The sequence below is a fragment of the Streptomyces sp. NPDC045955 genome, assembly GCF_056430805.1.
In genome coordinates this window covers 118,382-132,984 of record NZ_JBWKKY010000002.1, presented here as the reverse complement: position 1 = coordinate 132,984, position 14,603 = coordinate 118,382, and the positions used below count along the sequence as shown (strand labels likewise).

14 protein-coding genes and 2 pseudogenes are annotated in these 14,603 nt (G+C 68.5%); 9 read left to right on the top strand and 7 right to left on the bottom strand.

Annotated features, from left to right (window positions below; genetic code table 11):
- Positions 1 to 142: 142 nt before the first annotated feature.
- Together dnaA (AC07F0_RS03895) and dnaA (AC07F0_RS03890) are read right to left on the bottom strand one after the other, a co-directional pair.
- A pseudogene (gene dnaA / locus AC07F0_RS03895) lies at positions 143 to 1,489 on the bottom strand (chromosomal replication initiator protein DnaA); the annotation flags it as partial.
- Between the two features lie 140 nt (positions 1,490 to 1,629).
- Positions 1,630 to 2,236 (bottom strand): annotated as a pseudogene (gene dnaA / locus AC07F0_RS03890) (chromosomal replication initiator protein DnaA); the annotation flags it as partial.
- Between the two features lie 374 nt (positions 2,237 to 2,610).
- Between dnaA (AC07F0_RS03890) and rpmH the strand changes: the two are divergent.
- From rpmH to AC07F0_RS03845, 9 genes are all read left to right on the top strand, one after another.
- Complete coding sequence (gene rpmH / locus AC07F0_RS03885) at positions 2,611 to 2,748, top strand: 50S ribosomal protein L34 (RefSeq protein ID WP_003956500.1); 138 nt, start codon at positions 2,611 to 2,613, stop codon at positions 2,746 to 2,748.
- 21 nt (positions 2,749 to 2,769) lie between these two features.
- A complete protein-coding gene (gene rnpA, locus AC07F0_RS03880; protein WP_436728670.1) occupies positions 2,770 to 3,141 on the top strand; it encodes a ribonuclease P protein component in 372 nt (123 codons plus the stop codon).
- Positions 3,138 to 3,512 carry a membrane protein insertion efficiency factor YidD gene (gene yidD / locus AC07F0_RS03875; RefSeq protein ID WP_356928059.1) on the top strand — a complete coding sequence of 125 codons (375 nt, stop codon included), beginning with the start codon at positions 3,138 to 3,140 and terminating at the stop codon, positions 3,510 to 3,512. Before rnpA ends, yidD begins: the two co-directional genes overlap by 4 nt.
- A 3-nt stretch (positions 3,513 to 3,515) precedes the next feature.
- Positions 3,516 to 4,790, top strand: a complete 1,275-nt coding sequence (yidC, locus tag AC07F0_RS03870; RefSeq protein WP_436728669.1) for a membrane protein insertase YidC — start codon at positions 3,516 to 3,518, stop codon at positions 4,788 to 4,790.
- A gap of 15 nt (positions 4,791 to 4,805) precedes the next feature.
- Complete coding sequence (locus tag AC07F0_RS03865) at positions 4,806 to 5,318, top strand: Jag family protein (RefSeq protein ID WP_436728668.1); 513 nt, start codon at positions 4,806 to 4,808, stop codon at positions 5,316 to 5,318.
- 126 nt (positions 5,319 to 5,444) lie between these two features.
- A complete protein-coding gene (rsmG, locus tag AC07F0_RS03860; protein WP_059414784.1) occupies positions 5,445 to 6,161 on the top strand; it encodes a 16S rRNA (guanine(527)-N(7))-methyltransferase RsmG in 717 nt (238 codons plus the stop codon).
- Positions 6,162 to 6,463: 302 nt separating this feature from the next.
- A complete protein-coding gene (locus tag AC07F0_RS03855; RefSeq protein ID WP_078945117.1) occupies positions 6,464 to 7,540 on the top strand; it encodes a ParA family protein in 1,077 nt (358 codons plus the stop codon).
- A complete protein-coding gene (locus AC07F0_RS03850; RefSeq protein WP_478973834.1) occupies positions 7,537 to 8,637 on the top strand; it encodes a ParB/RepB/Spo0J family partition protein in 1,101 nt (366 codons plus the stop codon). Before AC07F0_RS03855 ends, AC07F0_RS03850 begins: the two co-directional genes overlap by 4 nt.
- A gap of 318 nt (positions 8,638 to 8,955) precedes the next feature.
- A complete protein-coding gene (locus AC07F0_RS03845) occupies positions 8,956 to 9,573 on the top strand; it encodes a GNAT family N-acetyltransferase (RefSeq protein WP_478973831.1) in 618 nt (205 codons plus the stop codon).
- Between the two features lie 115 nt (positions 9,574 to 9,688).
- On the opposite strand, the gene trxA is transcribed toward AC07F0_RS03845, so the two are convergent.
- The 5 genes from trxA to AC07F0_RS03820 form a co-directional block, all read right to left on the bottom strand.
- Entirely contained in the window at positions 9,689 to 10,021 is a 333-nt protein-coding gene (gene trxA / locus AC07F0_RS03840; RefSeq protein ID WP_010032728.1) for a thioredoxin, read from the bottom strand.
- 45 nt (positions 10,022 to 10,066) lie between these two features.
- Positions 10,067 to 11,035, bottom strand: a complete 969-nt coding sequence (gene trxB, locus AC07F0_RS03835; protein WP_478973829.1) for a thioredoxin-disulfide reductase — start codon at positions 11,033 to 11,035, stop codon at positions 10,067 to 10,069.
- A 168-nt stretch (positions 11,036 to 11,203) separates the two neighbouring features.
- Positions 11,204 to 12,124, bottom strand: coding sequence for an anti-sigma factor family protein (locus AC07F0_RS03830; RefSeq protein WP_478973827.1), 921 nt, complete (start codon positions 12,122 to 12,124; stop codon positions 11,204 to 11,206).
- Entirely contained in the window at positions 12,121 to 12,846 is a 726-nt protein-coding gene (sigM, locus tag AC07F0_RS03825) for an RNA polymerase sigma factor SigM (RefSeq protein ID WP_478973824.1), read from the bottom strand. The genes AC07F0_RS03830 and sigM overlap by 4 nt, the downstream gene beginning before the upstream one ends.
- A gap of 26 nt (positions 12,847 to 12,872) precedes the next feature.
- A complete protein-coding gene (locus AC07F0_RS03820; RefSeq protein ID WP_478973821.1) occupies positions 12,873 to 14,591 on the bottom strand; it encodes a protein kinase family protein in 1,719 nt (572 codons plus the stop codon).
- Positions 14,592 to 14,603: the final 12 nt, after the last annotated feature.

The following is a 14,603-nucleotide window of genomic DNA, read 5'->3' as shown; positions in this document are numbered from 1 at the left end:
GGTTGGCTTCGGCGTGACGACGGTCGGCCGCGGCTGGACGACGGCCGGCCGCGGCTGGACGACGGCCGGCCGCCCTCATGCCGAAGGGCGCCCCCGGACAGGTCTTCCGGGGGCGCCCTTCGGCGTCGTACGACCGGCCGTGTCAGCCGTTCTTGATGCGGTTGGTCAGCTCGGTGACCTGGTTGTAGATCGAGCGGCGCTCGGCCATCAGATTGCGGATCTTGCGGTCGGCGTGCATGACCGTCGTGTGGTCGCGGCCGCCGAACAGCGCGCCGATCTTCGGCAGCGACAGGTCCGTGAGCTCACGGCACAGGTACATGGCGATCTGCCGGGCGGTGACGAGGGCGCGGCCGCGCGAGGTGCCGCACAGGTCCTCGACGGTCAGCCCGAAGTAGTCCGCCGTCGCGCCCATGATCGCCGTGGACGTGATCTCGGGCGCGGAGTCCTCGCCGCCGGGGATCAGGTCCTTGAGGACGATCTCCGTCAGGCCGAGGTCGACCGGCTGCCGGTTGAGCGAGGCGAACGCCGTGACCCGGATCAGCGCGCCCTCCAGCTCGCGGATGTTGCGCGAGATCCGGGACGCGATGAACTCCAGCACCTCCGGTGGCGCGTTCAGCTGCTCCTGCACCGCCTTCTTGCGGAGGATCGCGATCCGCGTCTCCAGCTCGGGCGGCTGCACGTCGGTGATCAGACCCCACTCGAAACGGTTCCGCAGCCGGTCCTCCAGCGTCACCAGCTGCTTGGGCGGCCGGTCGGAGGACAGCACGATCTGCTTGTTGGCGTTGTGGAGCGTGTTGAAGGTGTGGAAGAACTCCTCCTGCGTCGACTCCTTGTCCGCCAGGAACTGGATGTCGTCGACGAGCAGGATGTCCATCTCGCGGTAGCGCTTGCGGAAGCTGTCGCCCTTGCCGTCGCGGATGGAGTTGATGAACTCGTTGGTGAACTCCTCCGAGCTCACGTACCGCACCCGCGTGCCCGGGTAGAGGCTGCGCGCGTAGTGCCCGATCGCGTGCAGCAGGTGCGTCTTGCCGAGCCCGGACTCCCCGTAGATGAACAGGGGGTTGTACGCCTTCGCCGGTGCCTCGGCGACGGCGACAGCGGCGGCGTGCGCGAAGCGGTTGGACGCGCCGATGACGAACGTGTCGAAGAGGTACTTCGGGTTCAGGCGCGCGGTGGGCTCTCCGGGGCCGGTCGCCGGAGCGGGCTGCGCGGCCAGCGGGCCGGGCGCACCGGTCGTGGGCAGGTTCGGGCCCACGGGGCCGCCGCGGTGCACGTGGCCGGAGCCGGCGGGCGGGTCCGGCAGCTCCCGGCGGACCGGGTCGCGCTGGTCGTAGTCGGGGCGTGACGTGTCGTAGTCGGAGCGCGGTGCCTCGTAGGAGGGGCGCTCCATGGACTGCGGGCGGTAGTCCTGGGGCGGGGAGCCGTAGGCGTCCTGCGGGGACGAGCCGTACGAGTCCTGTGAACCATGCGATCCATAGGAATCCTGTGACCCATGGGATCCCTGTGAGCCATGGGATCCCTGCGAGCCATGTGATCGCTGTGATCCGTAGGAATCCTGCGACGGTCCGTGGGACCCATACGAATCCTGCGACGAACCAGGCGGACCATGGGATCCGTACGAGTCCTGGGTGCCGTAGGTGTCCTGGTTGGGTGACGCGTACGGGTCACGTTCGGGGAAGCCGAGGCGTTGCTGCTGCCAGCCGTAGTCGTCCTGCGGCGGCCGCGGCCAGGAGCCGGGTTCGGGGCGCTGGTACTCGGACGGGTACGCGGGACGGGCGGAGGGGAGCTGATCTCCGCGCGTAGGCGGGAGCTGGTCGCCTGACGTTCCCGGCAGCTGGTCGGCGCGGTGGCGCCCGTACCCCTCGTAACCGTCGCGGTCCTGGCGCGCGGCCGGAAGCTCGGGCTCCTCGTACCGCGACGGGGGGCGGGCCGGGGGCGCCGTCGCGGCCGGGGGCTCGCCCGCTGAGTCGTCGACGGTGATCGCGATCCGGATCGGCCGGCCGCACTCGCGGCTCAGGGTCTCGCTGACGACGGGCGCCAGGCGGCCCTCGAGTACGCCCTTCGCGAATTCGTTCGGTACGGCGAGCAGGGCCGTGTCCGCGACCAGCGCGAGCGGCTGGCAGCGCCGGATCCAGTGCTCGTCCTTGGACTCGACACCCTGGCCGCGGCCCTCCCCGAGGAGCTGCTCCAATACGCGTGGCCACACTGCGGCAAGATCGGCAGGTACGTCAGCCACAGGGCACGCTCTCTCACAGGTCCCACGAACGTGTGGTTCTGGGACGGCTCGGGATGTAAATCGGGTGGGGCAGGGATAAGGGAACGAATCGGAGTTCCGTCACGGTAGTCAGGGCGGCCACTGCGGTTCAAGTTGTTGTCCCCAGCCTGTGGACAAGTGTCTGCGGGCAGCTGCTGGTTTGACCGGATGGCGTAGCCGCGCGTACCGTAACCAGGTCGAGTTGTCGATGGCTGCTGCCGCCTGCCTCCGATGGGCACAGATCATTTGGGTGATCGGTAAGCGGTGCACTCGGGCGTAACTGCGAGCTACTCGTGGGCGCACGGTGACAGCCAGGACGGCACCCCGCAACTACCAAAATCTTCTGGAGCCCCCGAGTGAGCAAGCGCACCTTCCAGCCGAACAACCGTCGTCGCGCGAAGACCCACGGCTTCCGGCTGCGTATGCGCACCCGTGCCGGCCGCGCGATTCTCGCGTCCCGCCGTAGCAAGGGTCGCGCCCGTCTGTCCGCCTGATCCCGGTCAGGTCATGACGTCGTGCTGCCCACCGAGAACCGGCTGAGGCGGCGCGAGGACTTCGCGACCGCGGTACGGCGAGGACGCCGGGCTGGACGCCCGCACCTCGTCGTCCACCTTCGTAGCGGTGCCACGGACCCGCATGCGCCTGGGGAGAGCGCTCCCCCGACGCGTGCGGGTTTCGTCGTGAGCAAAGCCGTGGGTGGTGCGGTCGTACGCAACAAAGTCAAGCGCAGGCTTCGCCACCTGATGCGCGACCGAATCGCCCAGCTGCCCCCCGGTAGCCTGGTAGTGGTACGAGCGCTGCCCGGTGCGGGCGACGCCGACCATGCACAGCTGGCCCGAGACCTGGACGCCGCCCTCCAGCGGCTGCTGGGAGGGGGCGCGCGATGAAGTACCCGCTGCTTGCTCTGATCAAGCTCTACCAGTGGACGATCAGTCCGCTGCTCGGGCCGGTCTGCAAGTACTACCCGTCGTGCTCCCACTACGGCTTCACGGCCATCGACCGGCACGGTGCCATCAAGGGAACGGCACTCACGGCCTGGCGCATCCTGCGGTGCAACCCGTGGTCGCTGGGTGGTGTGGACCATGTCCCGCCGCGCAAGCGCCCGCGGTGGCACGAAATGCTGCGTAACGCGTGGCGTGCACGCAAGGGCGGGCCCTCCGCCGCCGACCCGGCCATCGAAGGACAGACTTCTCCCACAAGTCCCCCGAGCCCTTCGAGCCCGGCCGCAGAGACACCGTCCCATGCCCAAGGAGCATGATTAGTGGACACGATTGCCAGCCTCTTCAGCTTCATCACCACACCCGTCTCCTGGGTCATCGTCCAGTTCCACTCGGTGTACGGCGCCCTCTTCGGCCCCGACACCGGCTGGGCCTGGGGCCTGTCGATCGTGTCCCTGGTGATCCTGATCCGTATCTGCCTGATCCCGCTCTTCGTGAAGCAGATCAAGGCGACCCGGGCCATGCAGACGCTCCAGCCCGAGATGAAGAAGATCCAGGAGCGCTACAAGAACGACAAGCAGCGTCAGTCCGAAGAGATGATGAAGCTGTACAAGGAGACGGGCACCAACCCGCTCTCCTCGTGCCTTCCCATCCTGGCGCAGTCCCCGTTCTTCTTCGCCCTGTACCACGTGCTCAACAGCATCGCGTCGAACGACACCATCGGCGTGATCAACACCAGCCTTCTGGAGAGCGCGCAGAAGGCGCACATCGTCGGTGCGCCGCTGGCGGTGAAGTTCACCGACAGCGCGTCGAAGGTGGAAGCACTCGGTGCCTCCCTCACCGACGTCCGCGTGGTCACCGCCATCATGATCGTCCTGATGTCGGCGTCGCAGTTCTTCACCCAGCGCCAGCTGATGACGAAGAACGTCGACACCACGGTGAAGACCCCGTTCATGCAGCAGCAGAAGATGCTGATGTACGTCTTCCCCGTCATGTTCGCCGTCTTCGGCATCAACTTCCCGGTCGGTGTCCTCGTCTACTGGCTGACCACCAACGTGTGGACCATGGGCCAGCAGATGTACGTCATCCACAACAACCCGACCCCGGGTTCCAAGGCCCAGGCCGCGTACCTGGAGCGCCTGCACAAGCACGTCACCACGCACGGCAAGGTCAGCCGGCGGCGTGACAAGGTCATCGTGAAGGCGATCGTCGCCAAGGGGCGCGACCGTAACGAGTTCGAGCGCAAGTTCATCAACGGCCTCAGCAAGGCCGGCCTCGCCGCTCAGACCGACGGCACCGTGATCAAGAGCGACACCGCAGCCGCTGTCGAGGCCGAGGATGGTACGCCGACCACCGGCACGCCGAAGCGCCAGCAGCCCAAGCGGCAGACCAAGGCACAGCGCCAGTCCGCTGCCGCCAAGGCGGCCGAGGAGTCCGAGCAGAAGACGTCGCTCACCAAGTCCGACGCGCCCGAGGACGCCAAGCCCGCCACCGCTGCCAAGAAGGGCGGCGCGAAGTCCGGCAGCGGTACCCGCAGCAAGGCCCAGTCCGGACAGCGCAAGGGTCCGCAGCGGCCCAAGTCCCCGTCCAAGAAGTAAGAAGGAGTCCATCCCGTGACGGAAGGCACCACCTCCGCCGCTGCCGAGGGTGCAGACACCCTGACCCGCCTGGAGCAGGAAGGCGAGATCGCGGCGGACTACCTGGAGGGTCTGCTCGACATCGCCGACCTCGACGGCGACATCGACATGGACGTCGAGGCCGACCGTGCCTCTGTCTCGATCATCAGCGACACGGGCAGCCGCGACCTGCAGAAGCTGGTCGGCCGGGACGGTGAGGTGCTGGAGGCGCTCCAGGAGCTCACCCGTCTGGCCGTGCACCGTGAAACCGGTGACCGCAGCCGGCTGATGCTCGACATCGCGGGATACCGCGCCCAGAAGCGCTCCGAGCTGTCGGAGCTGGGCGCCAAGGCCGCGGCCGAGGCCAAGAGCAGCGGTGAGGCCGTGAAGCTGGACCCGATGACGCCGTTCGAGCGCAAGGTCGTGCACGACGCTGTCAAGGCCGCCGGCCTGCGCAGCGAGTCCGAGGGCGAGGAGCCGGAGCGCTTCGTCGTCGTGCTTCCCGCCTGATCGGCCCCTACGTTTTCCGGCCCCGTCTGTTGCGCAGGCGGGGCCGAACTTTGTCAGCCTGATAGTTCTGGTGGTTCTGGTGTCGGCGCGGGTGCGCGCTGACGCGGTACGGAAGGACGGTCCCCCGTGACGGAGGCAGCGGAGCTTCCCCCCGCGCCCGAGCAGGCGCGCGAGGTGTTCGGTGATCGCTTCGCGGATGCGGTGCGGTACGCCGAGCTGCTCGCTGAGGCAGGCGTGCAGCGCGGTCTCATCGGCCCGCGTGAAGTGCCCCGCCTGTGGGAGCGGCACCTGCTGAACTGCGCGGTGCTCTCGGAGGTCGTGCCCGAGGGCGTGACGGTGTGCGATGTCGGCTCGGGCGCCGGCCTCCCCGGGATCCCGCTGGCACTGGTCCGGGAGGACCTGAAGATCACGCTGCTGGAGCCGCTGCTGCGGCGTACCAATTTCCTCTCCGAAGTCGTGGAACTGCTCGGCCTGGATCATGTGACCGTCGTGCGCGGCCGGGCCGAGGAGGTCATGGGCAAGATCCAGCCCGTTCACGTCGTGACAGCCCGAGCCGTCGCGCCCCTCGACCGCCTCGCCACATGGGGTATCCCTCTGCTGCGGCCGTACGGGGAGATGCTCGCTCTCAAGGGCGACGCCGCCGAGGAGGAGCTGAAGAGCGCGTCGGCGGCCCTGAGCAAGCTGGGTGCGGTGGAGACGTCCATCCTGCATGTTGGTGAGGGCGTGGTGGATCCGATGTCCACGGTCGTCCGGGTGGAGGTCGGGGAGAGCCCCGGTGGGGTGCGCTTCGCGGCGAAGCGCGCCAAGGCGGCTCGCACGGGGCGGGCCCGCCGACGCCGCTGACCCTGCGGGAGACGATGAACCCGTCCGACGACGCTGATCCGTCTTGAGGGCGAGACGTACTCCACACAAGCTGCCAAACGTACGCAAGCCGGAGTGTCGCGGCAGTTCGGCCACGGCGGCTGTGCATCGTGTTTCACGTGAAACGTCGCTCACTGCTGCACGGCATCATCAGTCGTGGCCGCGCTGCGGCCGAACCCCGCGACCGTAAGCCTCTCGGGTCACTCGATGAGGGAACTGAGTTGTCCACAGAGGTGGATTTCTCCACAGAACGGAAGGCCTCACTGGTTCACGACCCCGAAGGCATGGGAGGCTCTGTTCATTGCGAGCCTGAAGTCGAGGAGAGTGAATCCTTGCGGTCCGACGCCAACATCGCGGGACCGATGACCGATCCGGTCCCCGGTCCCCGTACCGAGTCGATGGGGGCGGATGTTTCACGTGAAACACCGCCTCCGATGGACGACACTCCCATCGGTCGTGCTGCCCAACTGGCGGTGGAGGCTCTAGGCCGCGCCGGCGAGGGCCTGCCACGGCCCGAGCAGACCCGAATCATGGTGGTCGCCAACCAGAAGGGCGGTGTGGGCAAGACGACGACGACCGTCAACCTTGCCGCGTCGCTGGCCCTGCATGGTGGCCGAGTGCTGGTGGTCGACCTCGACCCACAGGGCAATGCGTCCACCGCGCTGGGCATCGACCATCACGCCGAAGTCCCGTCCATCTACGACGTGTTGGTGGAGAGTAAACCGCTCTCAGAGGTCGTCCAGCCGGTGCCAGATGTCGAGGGTCTCTTCTGTGCCCCTGCCACGATCGATCTCGCCGGTGCGGAGATCGAGCTGGTGTCCCTGGTGGCACGAGAGAGCCGGCTGCAGCGTGCCATCCAGGCGTACGAACAGCCGCTGGACTACATCCTCATCGACTGTCCGCCCTCGCTCGGCCTCCTGACGGTCAATGCGTTGGTGGCGGGCCAGGAGGTTCTGATCCCGATCCAGTGCGAGTACTACGCGCTGGAAGGCCTGGGTCAGTTGTTGCGGAACGTCGACCTGGTGCGGGGGCACCTCAACCCCGCCCTTCATGTGTCGACCATCCTCCTCACCATGTACGACGGCCGGACGCGACTCGCGTCCCAGGTCGCGGAAGAGGTACGCACCCACTTCGGCGACGAGGTGCTGCGGACGAGCATTCCAAGGTCCGTCCGTATCTCCGAGGCGCCGAGTTATGGGCAGACGGTCCTGACTTACGATCCTGGATCGAGTGGTGCCCTCTCTTATCTTGAGGCGGCACGAGAGATCGCGCTGAAGGGAGTCGGCATCAGCTATGACGCGACGCACGCCCATATTGGCGCACAGCAAAACGACCCGAGCATGGTGGAGGGCATTCAGTGAGCGAGCGACGGAGGGGGCTGGGCCGTGGTCTCGGCGCACTGATCCCTGCTGCGCCGACCGAGAAGTCGGTGGCCCAGGCTGCGACAGGGGGTGCCGCTTCTACGTCCCCCGCGGCAGTGCCCGTGCTGCCGAACGACCGTGGGGTGGCCGCGGCCAAGGTGGCGACCCTGCCGAATGTTTCACGTGAAACAGAGGAACCGGCGCAGCCCAGTGCTCCCGCCACGCCTGCGGCACCCGTCGGTGCGCACTTCGCCGAGATTCCCCTCGACTCCATCACGCCGAACCCGCGGCAGCCGCGTGAGGTGTTCGACGAGGACGCGCTGGCCGAGCTCATCACCTCCATCAAGGAGGTGGGGCTCCTCCAGCCGGTCGTCGTACGGCAGGTGGGTCCTGCCCACTACGAGCTCATCATGGGCGAGCGCCGCTGGAGGGCTTGCCGCGAGGCGGGGCTGGAGGCGATCCCGGCGATCGTGCGCGCCACGGAGGACGAGAAGCTCCTCCTGGACGCTCTGCTGGAGAACCTGCACCGCGCCCAGCTGAACCCGCTGGAAGAGGCAGCCGCCTACGACCAGTTGCTGCGGGACTTCAACTGCACGCACGACCAGCTGGCGGACCGCATCGGCCGATCCCGCCCACAGGTCTCCAACACCCTGCGCCTGCTGAAGCTCTCTCCGGCGGTGCAGCGTCGGGTCGCCGCCGGAGTGCTCTCCGCGGGTCACGCTCGGGCCCTGCTGTCCGTCGAGGACTCGGAGGAGCAGGACCGGCTCGCTCACCGCATCGTGGCCGAGGGGCTGTCGGTGCGGGCCGTCGAGGAGATCGTGACCCTGATGGGGTCGCGTCCCCAGAAGGCCCAGCGGCCCAAGGGCCCGCGTGCCGGTGCTCGTGTCTCTCCCGCGCTGTCCGAGCTCGCCACGCGGCTCTCGGACCGCTTCGAGACGCGGGTGAAGGTCGACCTGGGCCAGAAGAAGGGCAAGATCACCGTCGAGTTCGCCTCCATGGAGGACCTTGAGCGGATCCTCGGTTCACTCGCTCCCGGCGAGGGACCGGTTCTGCAGAAGAGCCTGCTGGAGGGCGACTCCGAGGAGAGCGAGTCCTGAGCCTCCGGCGGGAGCCGCTGTTGTGGGTGACAGAGCGGGCCATGTCCGGTGTGTGCCGGAACGTGGCTCGCTCTTTCCTTTCTGGCGGTATCGATGGAATCACATCGTGGATACGATGCGTTCGGATACGGCGCAACCACCCGGCAGCACCTCTGAGAGGAAGGCAGGGGCCATGCGAACGATGAGCCGCACTGGACTGGTGAGCGCCGGTTTGGGGCTGGGAGCGGTCGGTGGGTTCATCGGCAGTCTCCTCAGGGAACGGAGCGCTCTCACAGCCGCCCGCGACGCGGCAGGCGAAGGAAGCGAGGATCAGCCTTCATGGGTCGCCGGCTCGTACCGCTCACGTTGGACAACCTTCAGGACCTTCCCCAACGCTGTCGGTCGTGTGTCTTCTGGGAGCTCGACCCGGTCAGCGGTGAGGCCGCGGTAAAGGCGGGCGAGTCCGCTCTGGAGAAGGAAGCCTGGATCTCGGCCGTTCTGCTGGACTGGGGGTCCTGCGGCCGGGTCGTGTACGTCGACGACGTGCCCGTGGGTTTCGTGCTCTACGCACCCCCCGCCTATGTCCCGCGCTCTACGGCGTTCCCCACGAGTCCCGTCTCCCCCGACGCGGTGCAGCTGATGACCGCGTTCATCGTGCCGGGGTACCAGGGGCAGGGGCTCGGTCGGGTGATGGTCCAGACGGTCGCCAAGGACCTCCTGCGGCGCGGGTTCAAAGCGATCGAGGCGTTCGGGGATGTGCGCTGGAAGGAACCGGCCTGCGTGCTGCCCGCAGATCACCTCCTGGCGGTGGGCTTCAAGACGGTCCGGCAGCACCCCACCCATCCCCGGCTGAGACTGGAACTGCGGTCGACGCTCTCCTGGAAGGAAGACGTCGAGATGGCCCTCGACCGGCTTCTGGGAGCCGTGCAGAAGGAGCCGGCGCTGCGGCCGCTGTAAGGCGGCATTCGGCGGTCGCTGGGGCCGGTACTCAAACGAATGGGCCAACCCGTCCGGGTTGGCCCATTCGTGTTTCACGTGAAACGTGCACCGTCGCTCCGACGGCTCCGCCGGTTCACTCGGCGATGAACTCCTCGAGGTCGCGAACGATCGCGGCCTTCGGCTTGGCGCCCACGATGGTCTTGGCGACCTCGCCACCCTGGTAGACGTTCAGGGTCGGGATGGACATGACGCCGTACTTGGCGGCCGTACCCGGGTTCTCGTCGATGTTCAGCTTGACGACCTCGATCTTGTCGCCGTACTCGGAGGCGATCGCCTCGAGGGACGGCGCGATCTGACGGCACGGACCGCACCAGGCGGCCCAGAAGTCCACCAGAACGGGCTTGTCGCTCTTGAGGACGTCCTGCTCGAAGGAGTCGTCGGTCACATTCTTCAGGGTGCCGGCCACGGCGGGCTCCTTAACTGGTTGGTGCGTGGGGCGGGTAGGGAGGGGTCAGACAGAGGTCTTCTCGGGCTCGGGCTGCTCCTCGTCCGCGAGGGCGGCGAGGTAGCGCTCGGCGTCGAGAGCGGCGGAGCAGCCGGTCCCCGCCGCGGTGATCGCCTGACGGTAGGTGTGGTCGACCACATCGCCGGCGGCGAAGACCCCGGTCAGGTTCGTGCGCGTCGATGGTGCGGTCACCTTCAGGTAGCCCTCGTCGTCCAGGTCGAGCTGACCCTTGAAGAGCTCGGTCCGAGGGTCGTGGCCGATGGCGATGAACAGACCGGTCACCGGCAGGTCCGAGAGCTCGCCGGTCTTGAGGTTGCGCAGCTTCAAGCCCGAGAGCTTCGCGTCGCCCTGGATCTCGGCGACCTCGCTGTCCCACACGAACGTGATCTTCGGGTCGGCGAAGGCACGCTCCTGCATCGCCTTGGAGGCGCGCAGGGTGTCGCGGCGGTGGACGACGGTCACGGACTTGGCGAACCGCGAGAGGAAGGTGGCCTCCTCCATGGCGGTGTCGCCACCACCGATCACGGCGATGTCCTGGTCCTTGAAGAAGAACCCGTCACAGGTGGCGCACCAGGACACTCCACGGCCGGAAAGGGCGTCTTCGTTCGGCAGACCGAGCTTACGGTGCTGCGAGCCGGTGGCGACGATGACGGCCTTGGCCCGGTGGACGGTACCGGCCGTGTCCGTGACGGTCTTGACCTCACCGGTCAGGTCGACGGCGACGATGTCGTCCGGGACGAGCTCGGCGCCGAAGCGCTCCGCCTGGGCGCGCATGTTGTCCATGAGCTCGGGGCCCATGATGCCGTCCTGGAAGCCCGGGAAGTTCTCGACGTCGGTGGTGTTCATGAGCGCACCGCCGGCGGTGACGGCGCCCTCGAACACCAGTGGCTTCAGCGACGCGCGCGCGGTGTAGAGCGCCGCCGTATAGCCGGCGGGCCCGGAGCCGATGATGATCACGTTACGGACGTCGCTCACGGCTTGATTCCTCGTCTCTGGACTGCGTCGTTCGACCTGTGGGAGCTTCCTCTCGGAACTCTCACCCCACCCAACGGATCCTAAGGGGCGAGCATTCCCGCTGTGTCCGGGCACACGGAGATGCGGCCCTGTGCCGGGTACCGCGCAGGGTGAAGACGAAGGCGTGCCTCAGGCGGACGGGTACGAGCGCTGAAGAAGGACCTTGCCCTTGGCGTTGGCCGCGGCATGATCCACACAGGTCGCGTCGACGATGTAGGCGGTGACCCGAGTGGCGTCGGATGCGTCGGGGAGCAGCACCAGCATGGCCTTCTTCCCCTGATACCTGCCGTTCTCGACGGCGAGGGCCGTGTCCTTGCGCCCGATGCCGTCGCGGACGCAGCCGGGCACGGTGGGCTCCCTGAAGACCCGAGGATGGTTGGGGTCGGCGGTCTTCGCGCCGAAGGGAGTGCGGGAGCCGCCTCCCTCCTTGCTCTGCTTGTCCGCCAGAAGATCGGTGACCTGCTTCTCGAGCTTCCCCTCGGAGAAGGTGTCCGCAGGGGCGGTCTGCGGTCCGCCCGCCGTGTCACGCGAGGACGTGCCGTCATCGAGTGACGACAGCAGGACGGAGCCCAGCCCCAGGACGGCGACGGTGAAGACGGTCCCCAGAACAGCGATCCTCCGGCGCCCGCTCCGTGTGCGGTCCTTGCGGCCCGGGCCGGTGGTGGCAGAGCGGGGGCGCCCGGCGGGCCGGTCGGCGGGTGTCGATGTTTCACGTGAAACATGAGCATCGCTGTCGGTCTCGGGCGTGGCATGGGGCGTGCTCACCGGCGTCTGGTGCTCTGTCTCCGGCCCTGTGGCGTTCAGCAGGGCCTCGGCGGCGAGGGCGGCATCGATGCGGCCTGCGACATCGGCGGGCATGCGCGGTGGCCCCGGCAGTGTGCCGAGCAGCCCGCGGATCTCCTCCAGGGAGGCGTAGACATCCGCGCAGAGCTCGCACCCGTCCAGATGCCGGCGTACGTCGGTGCTCCGGGACGGTGGGAGGAGGCCCTCGGTGAGGTCGGAGATCTCCGCGACGTCCGGGTGCCCGGCCATGTCTGTCGTCGACGTCACGCTCGTCCACCTCCGCCCTTCACTGCCGCTGGGTCGCTCGGTCCTGTGTCCGGTGGTTCCGCTCGGCGCGGTCCCGCTGCGGGTGGGACGGCTGGCCCCTGCGTCCGGTTCCGTTCCCCGCCAGGCTTCTCGCTCCCACCGGTGCTGTCGGGCCGTAGGTGGGTGAGCAGCGGCAGGAGTCTGGCTCTGCCGCGCGCACATCGGCTCTTCACCGTGCCGGTCGGCACGTCGAGGACGCGGGCCGCCTCGGCGACCGGGTAGCCCTGCATGTCCACCAGGACGAGCGCCGCTCGCTGGTCGGCCGGCAGGGTTCCCAGGGCTTCGATGAGCTGCCGGTGCAGATCGTTGCGCTCGGCGGGCGCCGAAGCCGACTCGTGAGGCTCCAGCAGCTGTTCCAGGCGCTCGGTGTCGTCGACGGGAGAGGTCTTCCGGGAGGCGGCCTTGCGGGCGCGGTCCAGGCAGGCGTTCACCGTGATCCTGTGCAGCCACGTCGTGACGGCCGACTGGCCCCGGAAGGTGTGGGCGGCCCGGTAGGCGGACACGAGGGCGTCCTGCACCGCGTCAGCGGCCTCCTCGCGGTCTCCCAGCGTCCGCAGGGCGACGGCCCAGAGCCGATCGCGGTGCCGCCGCACGATCTCACCGAAGGCGTCGGGGTCGCCGTCGACATGCCGGGCGAGGAGGTCCTGATCACTTGCACCGCTGTGCTCGGCGCGGTCCGCCATCGAACCCCCTTCCCCTCGCTCGGCTCTCAGCCCGTGAACTTCACTTCGGTGATGGCCTGCTTGTAGCCCGGGTTGCTGTAGTTGGCGGGGTCGTCACCGGAGTACGGCAGGGCCGTCAGCCACACCAGCAGGTACCGGCTCTTCACCGGCTTGTCGACGGTCACCTTCGCGGAGGTGCTGCTCGTCGTGGCCGTGCCCAGCTTCTTCATGGCACTCAGTGGCGTGGAGGAACCGAGGGTGTCGGTCGCGTACAGCTCCACCGTGGTGTGGTCGCTGCCGTACCGCAGCGAGAGCGTCGCGGCCGAGACTTCCTTCTCGGACCCGAGGTCGTAGACGATGCCGACACCGGGCTTTATCACCAACTTCGGACCGTCCAGGTAGCTGCTGGTGCGCCAGGCCGTGGACGGGTTGCCGTCATAGGTCTTGGTGACGTCGGCGGGGTGCTGGGCGTCGCCCTCGGCGACGTACTCCTCGGCGCCCTTGATGGCGATCGGCTTCGGTGCCGGGCGGTTCTTGTTCTTGTCGCCGCCGTCGTTGTTCTGCGTCTGGCCCGGGGCGTCGTTCTTGCCGCCCTGGTCCATGAGCGCGTCCGCCAGCTGCCAGCTGCCGAGGCCCAGCGCGGCGATGAGGAGCGCGGACACGGCCCACTTCAGGGCCTTGCCCGTGCGGCTCTGCAGCGGGGGCGGCGGGGTCGGGACGGGCTGCGTGGCACCGGGGCGCGGGGCCTGGCGGCCGTACGTGCCCTGCTGATACGCGGTGCGCTGGTACTCGGGCGGGGCGGTGAACGCCGGCTCCGGCGGGCGGATGCGGGGCATCTCGCCGATCGCCTTCACCAGCTCCTCCGGGGTGGTGCACGGCGACTCGTGGCGGGAGGCGGTGGCGCCGTCGTTGGCGAGAGCGCGCATGGAGAGTTCGGAGAGGCCGCGGTGCACACCGGCACGCACTTGGTCGGGCGCGATCAGGCCGATGTCCTTCGGCAGGCCGGACAGCCCGTAGGCATCGCTCTCGTACGGCCAGCGCTGGGTGAGCGCCGCGTACAGCAGCGCGCCGATGGCCTCGGTGTCGGTGCGCTGTGGGGTGTCGGACGCGACGCCCCGCAGCGCGGCGTTCACCGCGAGCCCCCGGATGCGCCACTGGCCGGTCGAGGCACGCAGGACGGCGTTGGGGTTCAGCCGCAGATGGGCGAGGCCCTCACGGTGGGCGGCGGCCATGGCGGAGGAGACCTGGCTGACCATCTGGTAGGCGTCGTACGGCTCCAGCGGCCCGGCGGCGAGGAGCGTGGTCAGTTCCGTGGCGTCCGGCAGCCACTCGTGGACGACGTAGACGAGGTCGTTCTCCTCCACCGCGTCCAGCACCTGGACGAAGCGCGGGTCGCCCAGCAGGGCGGAGGAGCGGGCGGCGGCCAGGACGGACCGGGCCCGTGAGTGGTCCGCGGGCAGAATGTGCACGCCGACGGCACGGCGGAGCTTCTCGTCCACGGCACGCCAACTGCTGAAACCGTCCAGACGGGTGACGCACTCCTCGAGGCGGTAGCGTCTGGCGAGTTTGTGACCACTGTGCAGTTCAGGCGGCGAGGTCTTCCCTGGACCGTCGGTCCGGGTGCTCTCCTGTACCTCGTCGCTGTCCGTGTCCCGCTCCCGGTTCTTGGCCACCCCGTCGGCCGTGGACTGGTCCGCCTGTGCGGTCAGCGACGACTCGTCGCTGTTGTCTGCCACGTCGACGGCAGCCGTACTCCGTTCCGCCACCGTCGTTCCTGC

Bases quoted from the DNA above. Each gene is read 5' to 3' on its own strand.
- yidD (WP_356928059.1), top strand. From the start codon at position 3,138: ATGAAGTACCCGCTGCTTGCTCTGATCAAGCTCTACCAGTGGACGATC.
- AC07F0_RS03855 (WP_078945117.1), top strand. From the start codon at position 6,464: ATGGGAGGCTCTGTTCATTGCGAGCCTGAAGTCGAGGAGAGTGAATCC.
- AC07F0_RS03845 (WP_478973831.1), top strand. From the start codon at position 8,956: ATGGGTCGCCGGCTCGTACCGCTCACGTTGGACAACCTTCAGGACCTT.
- sigM (WP_478973824.1), bottom strand. From the start codon at position 12,846: ATGGCGGACCGCGCCGAGCACAGCGGTGCAAGTGATCAGGACCTCCTC.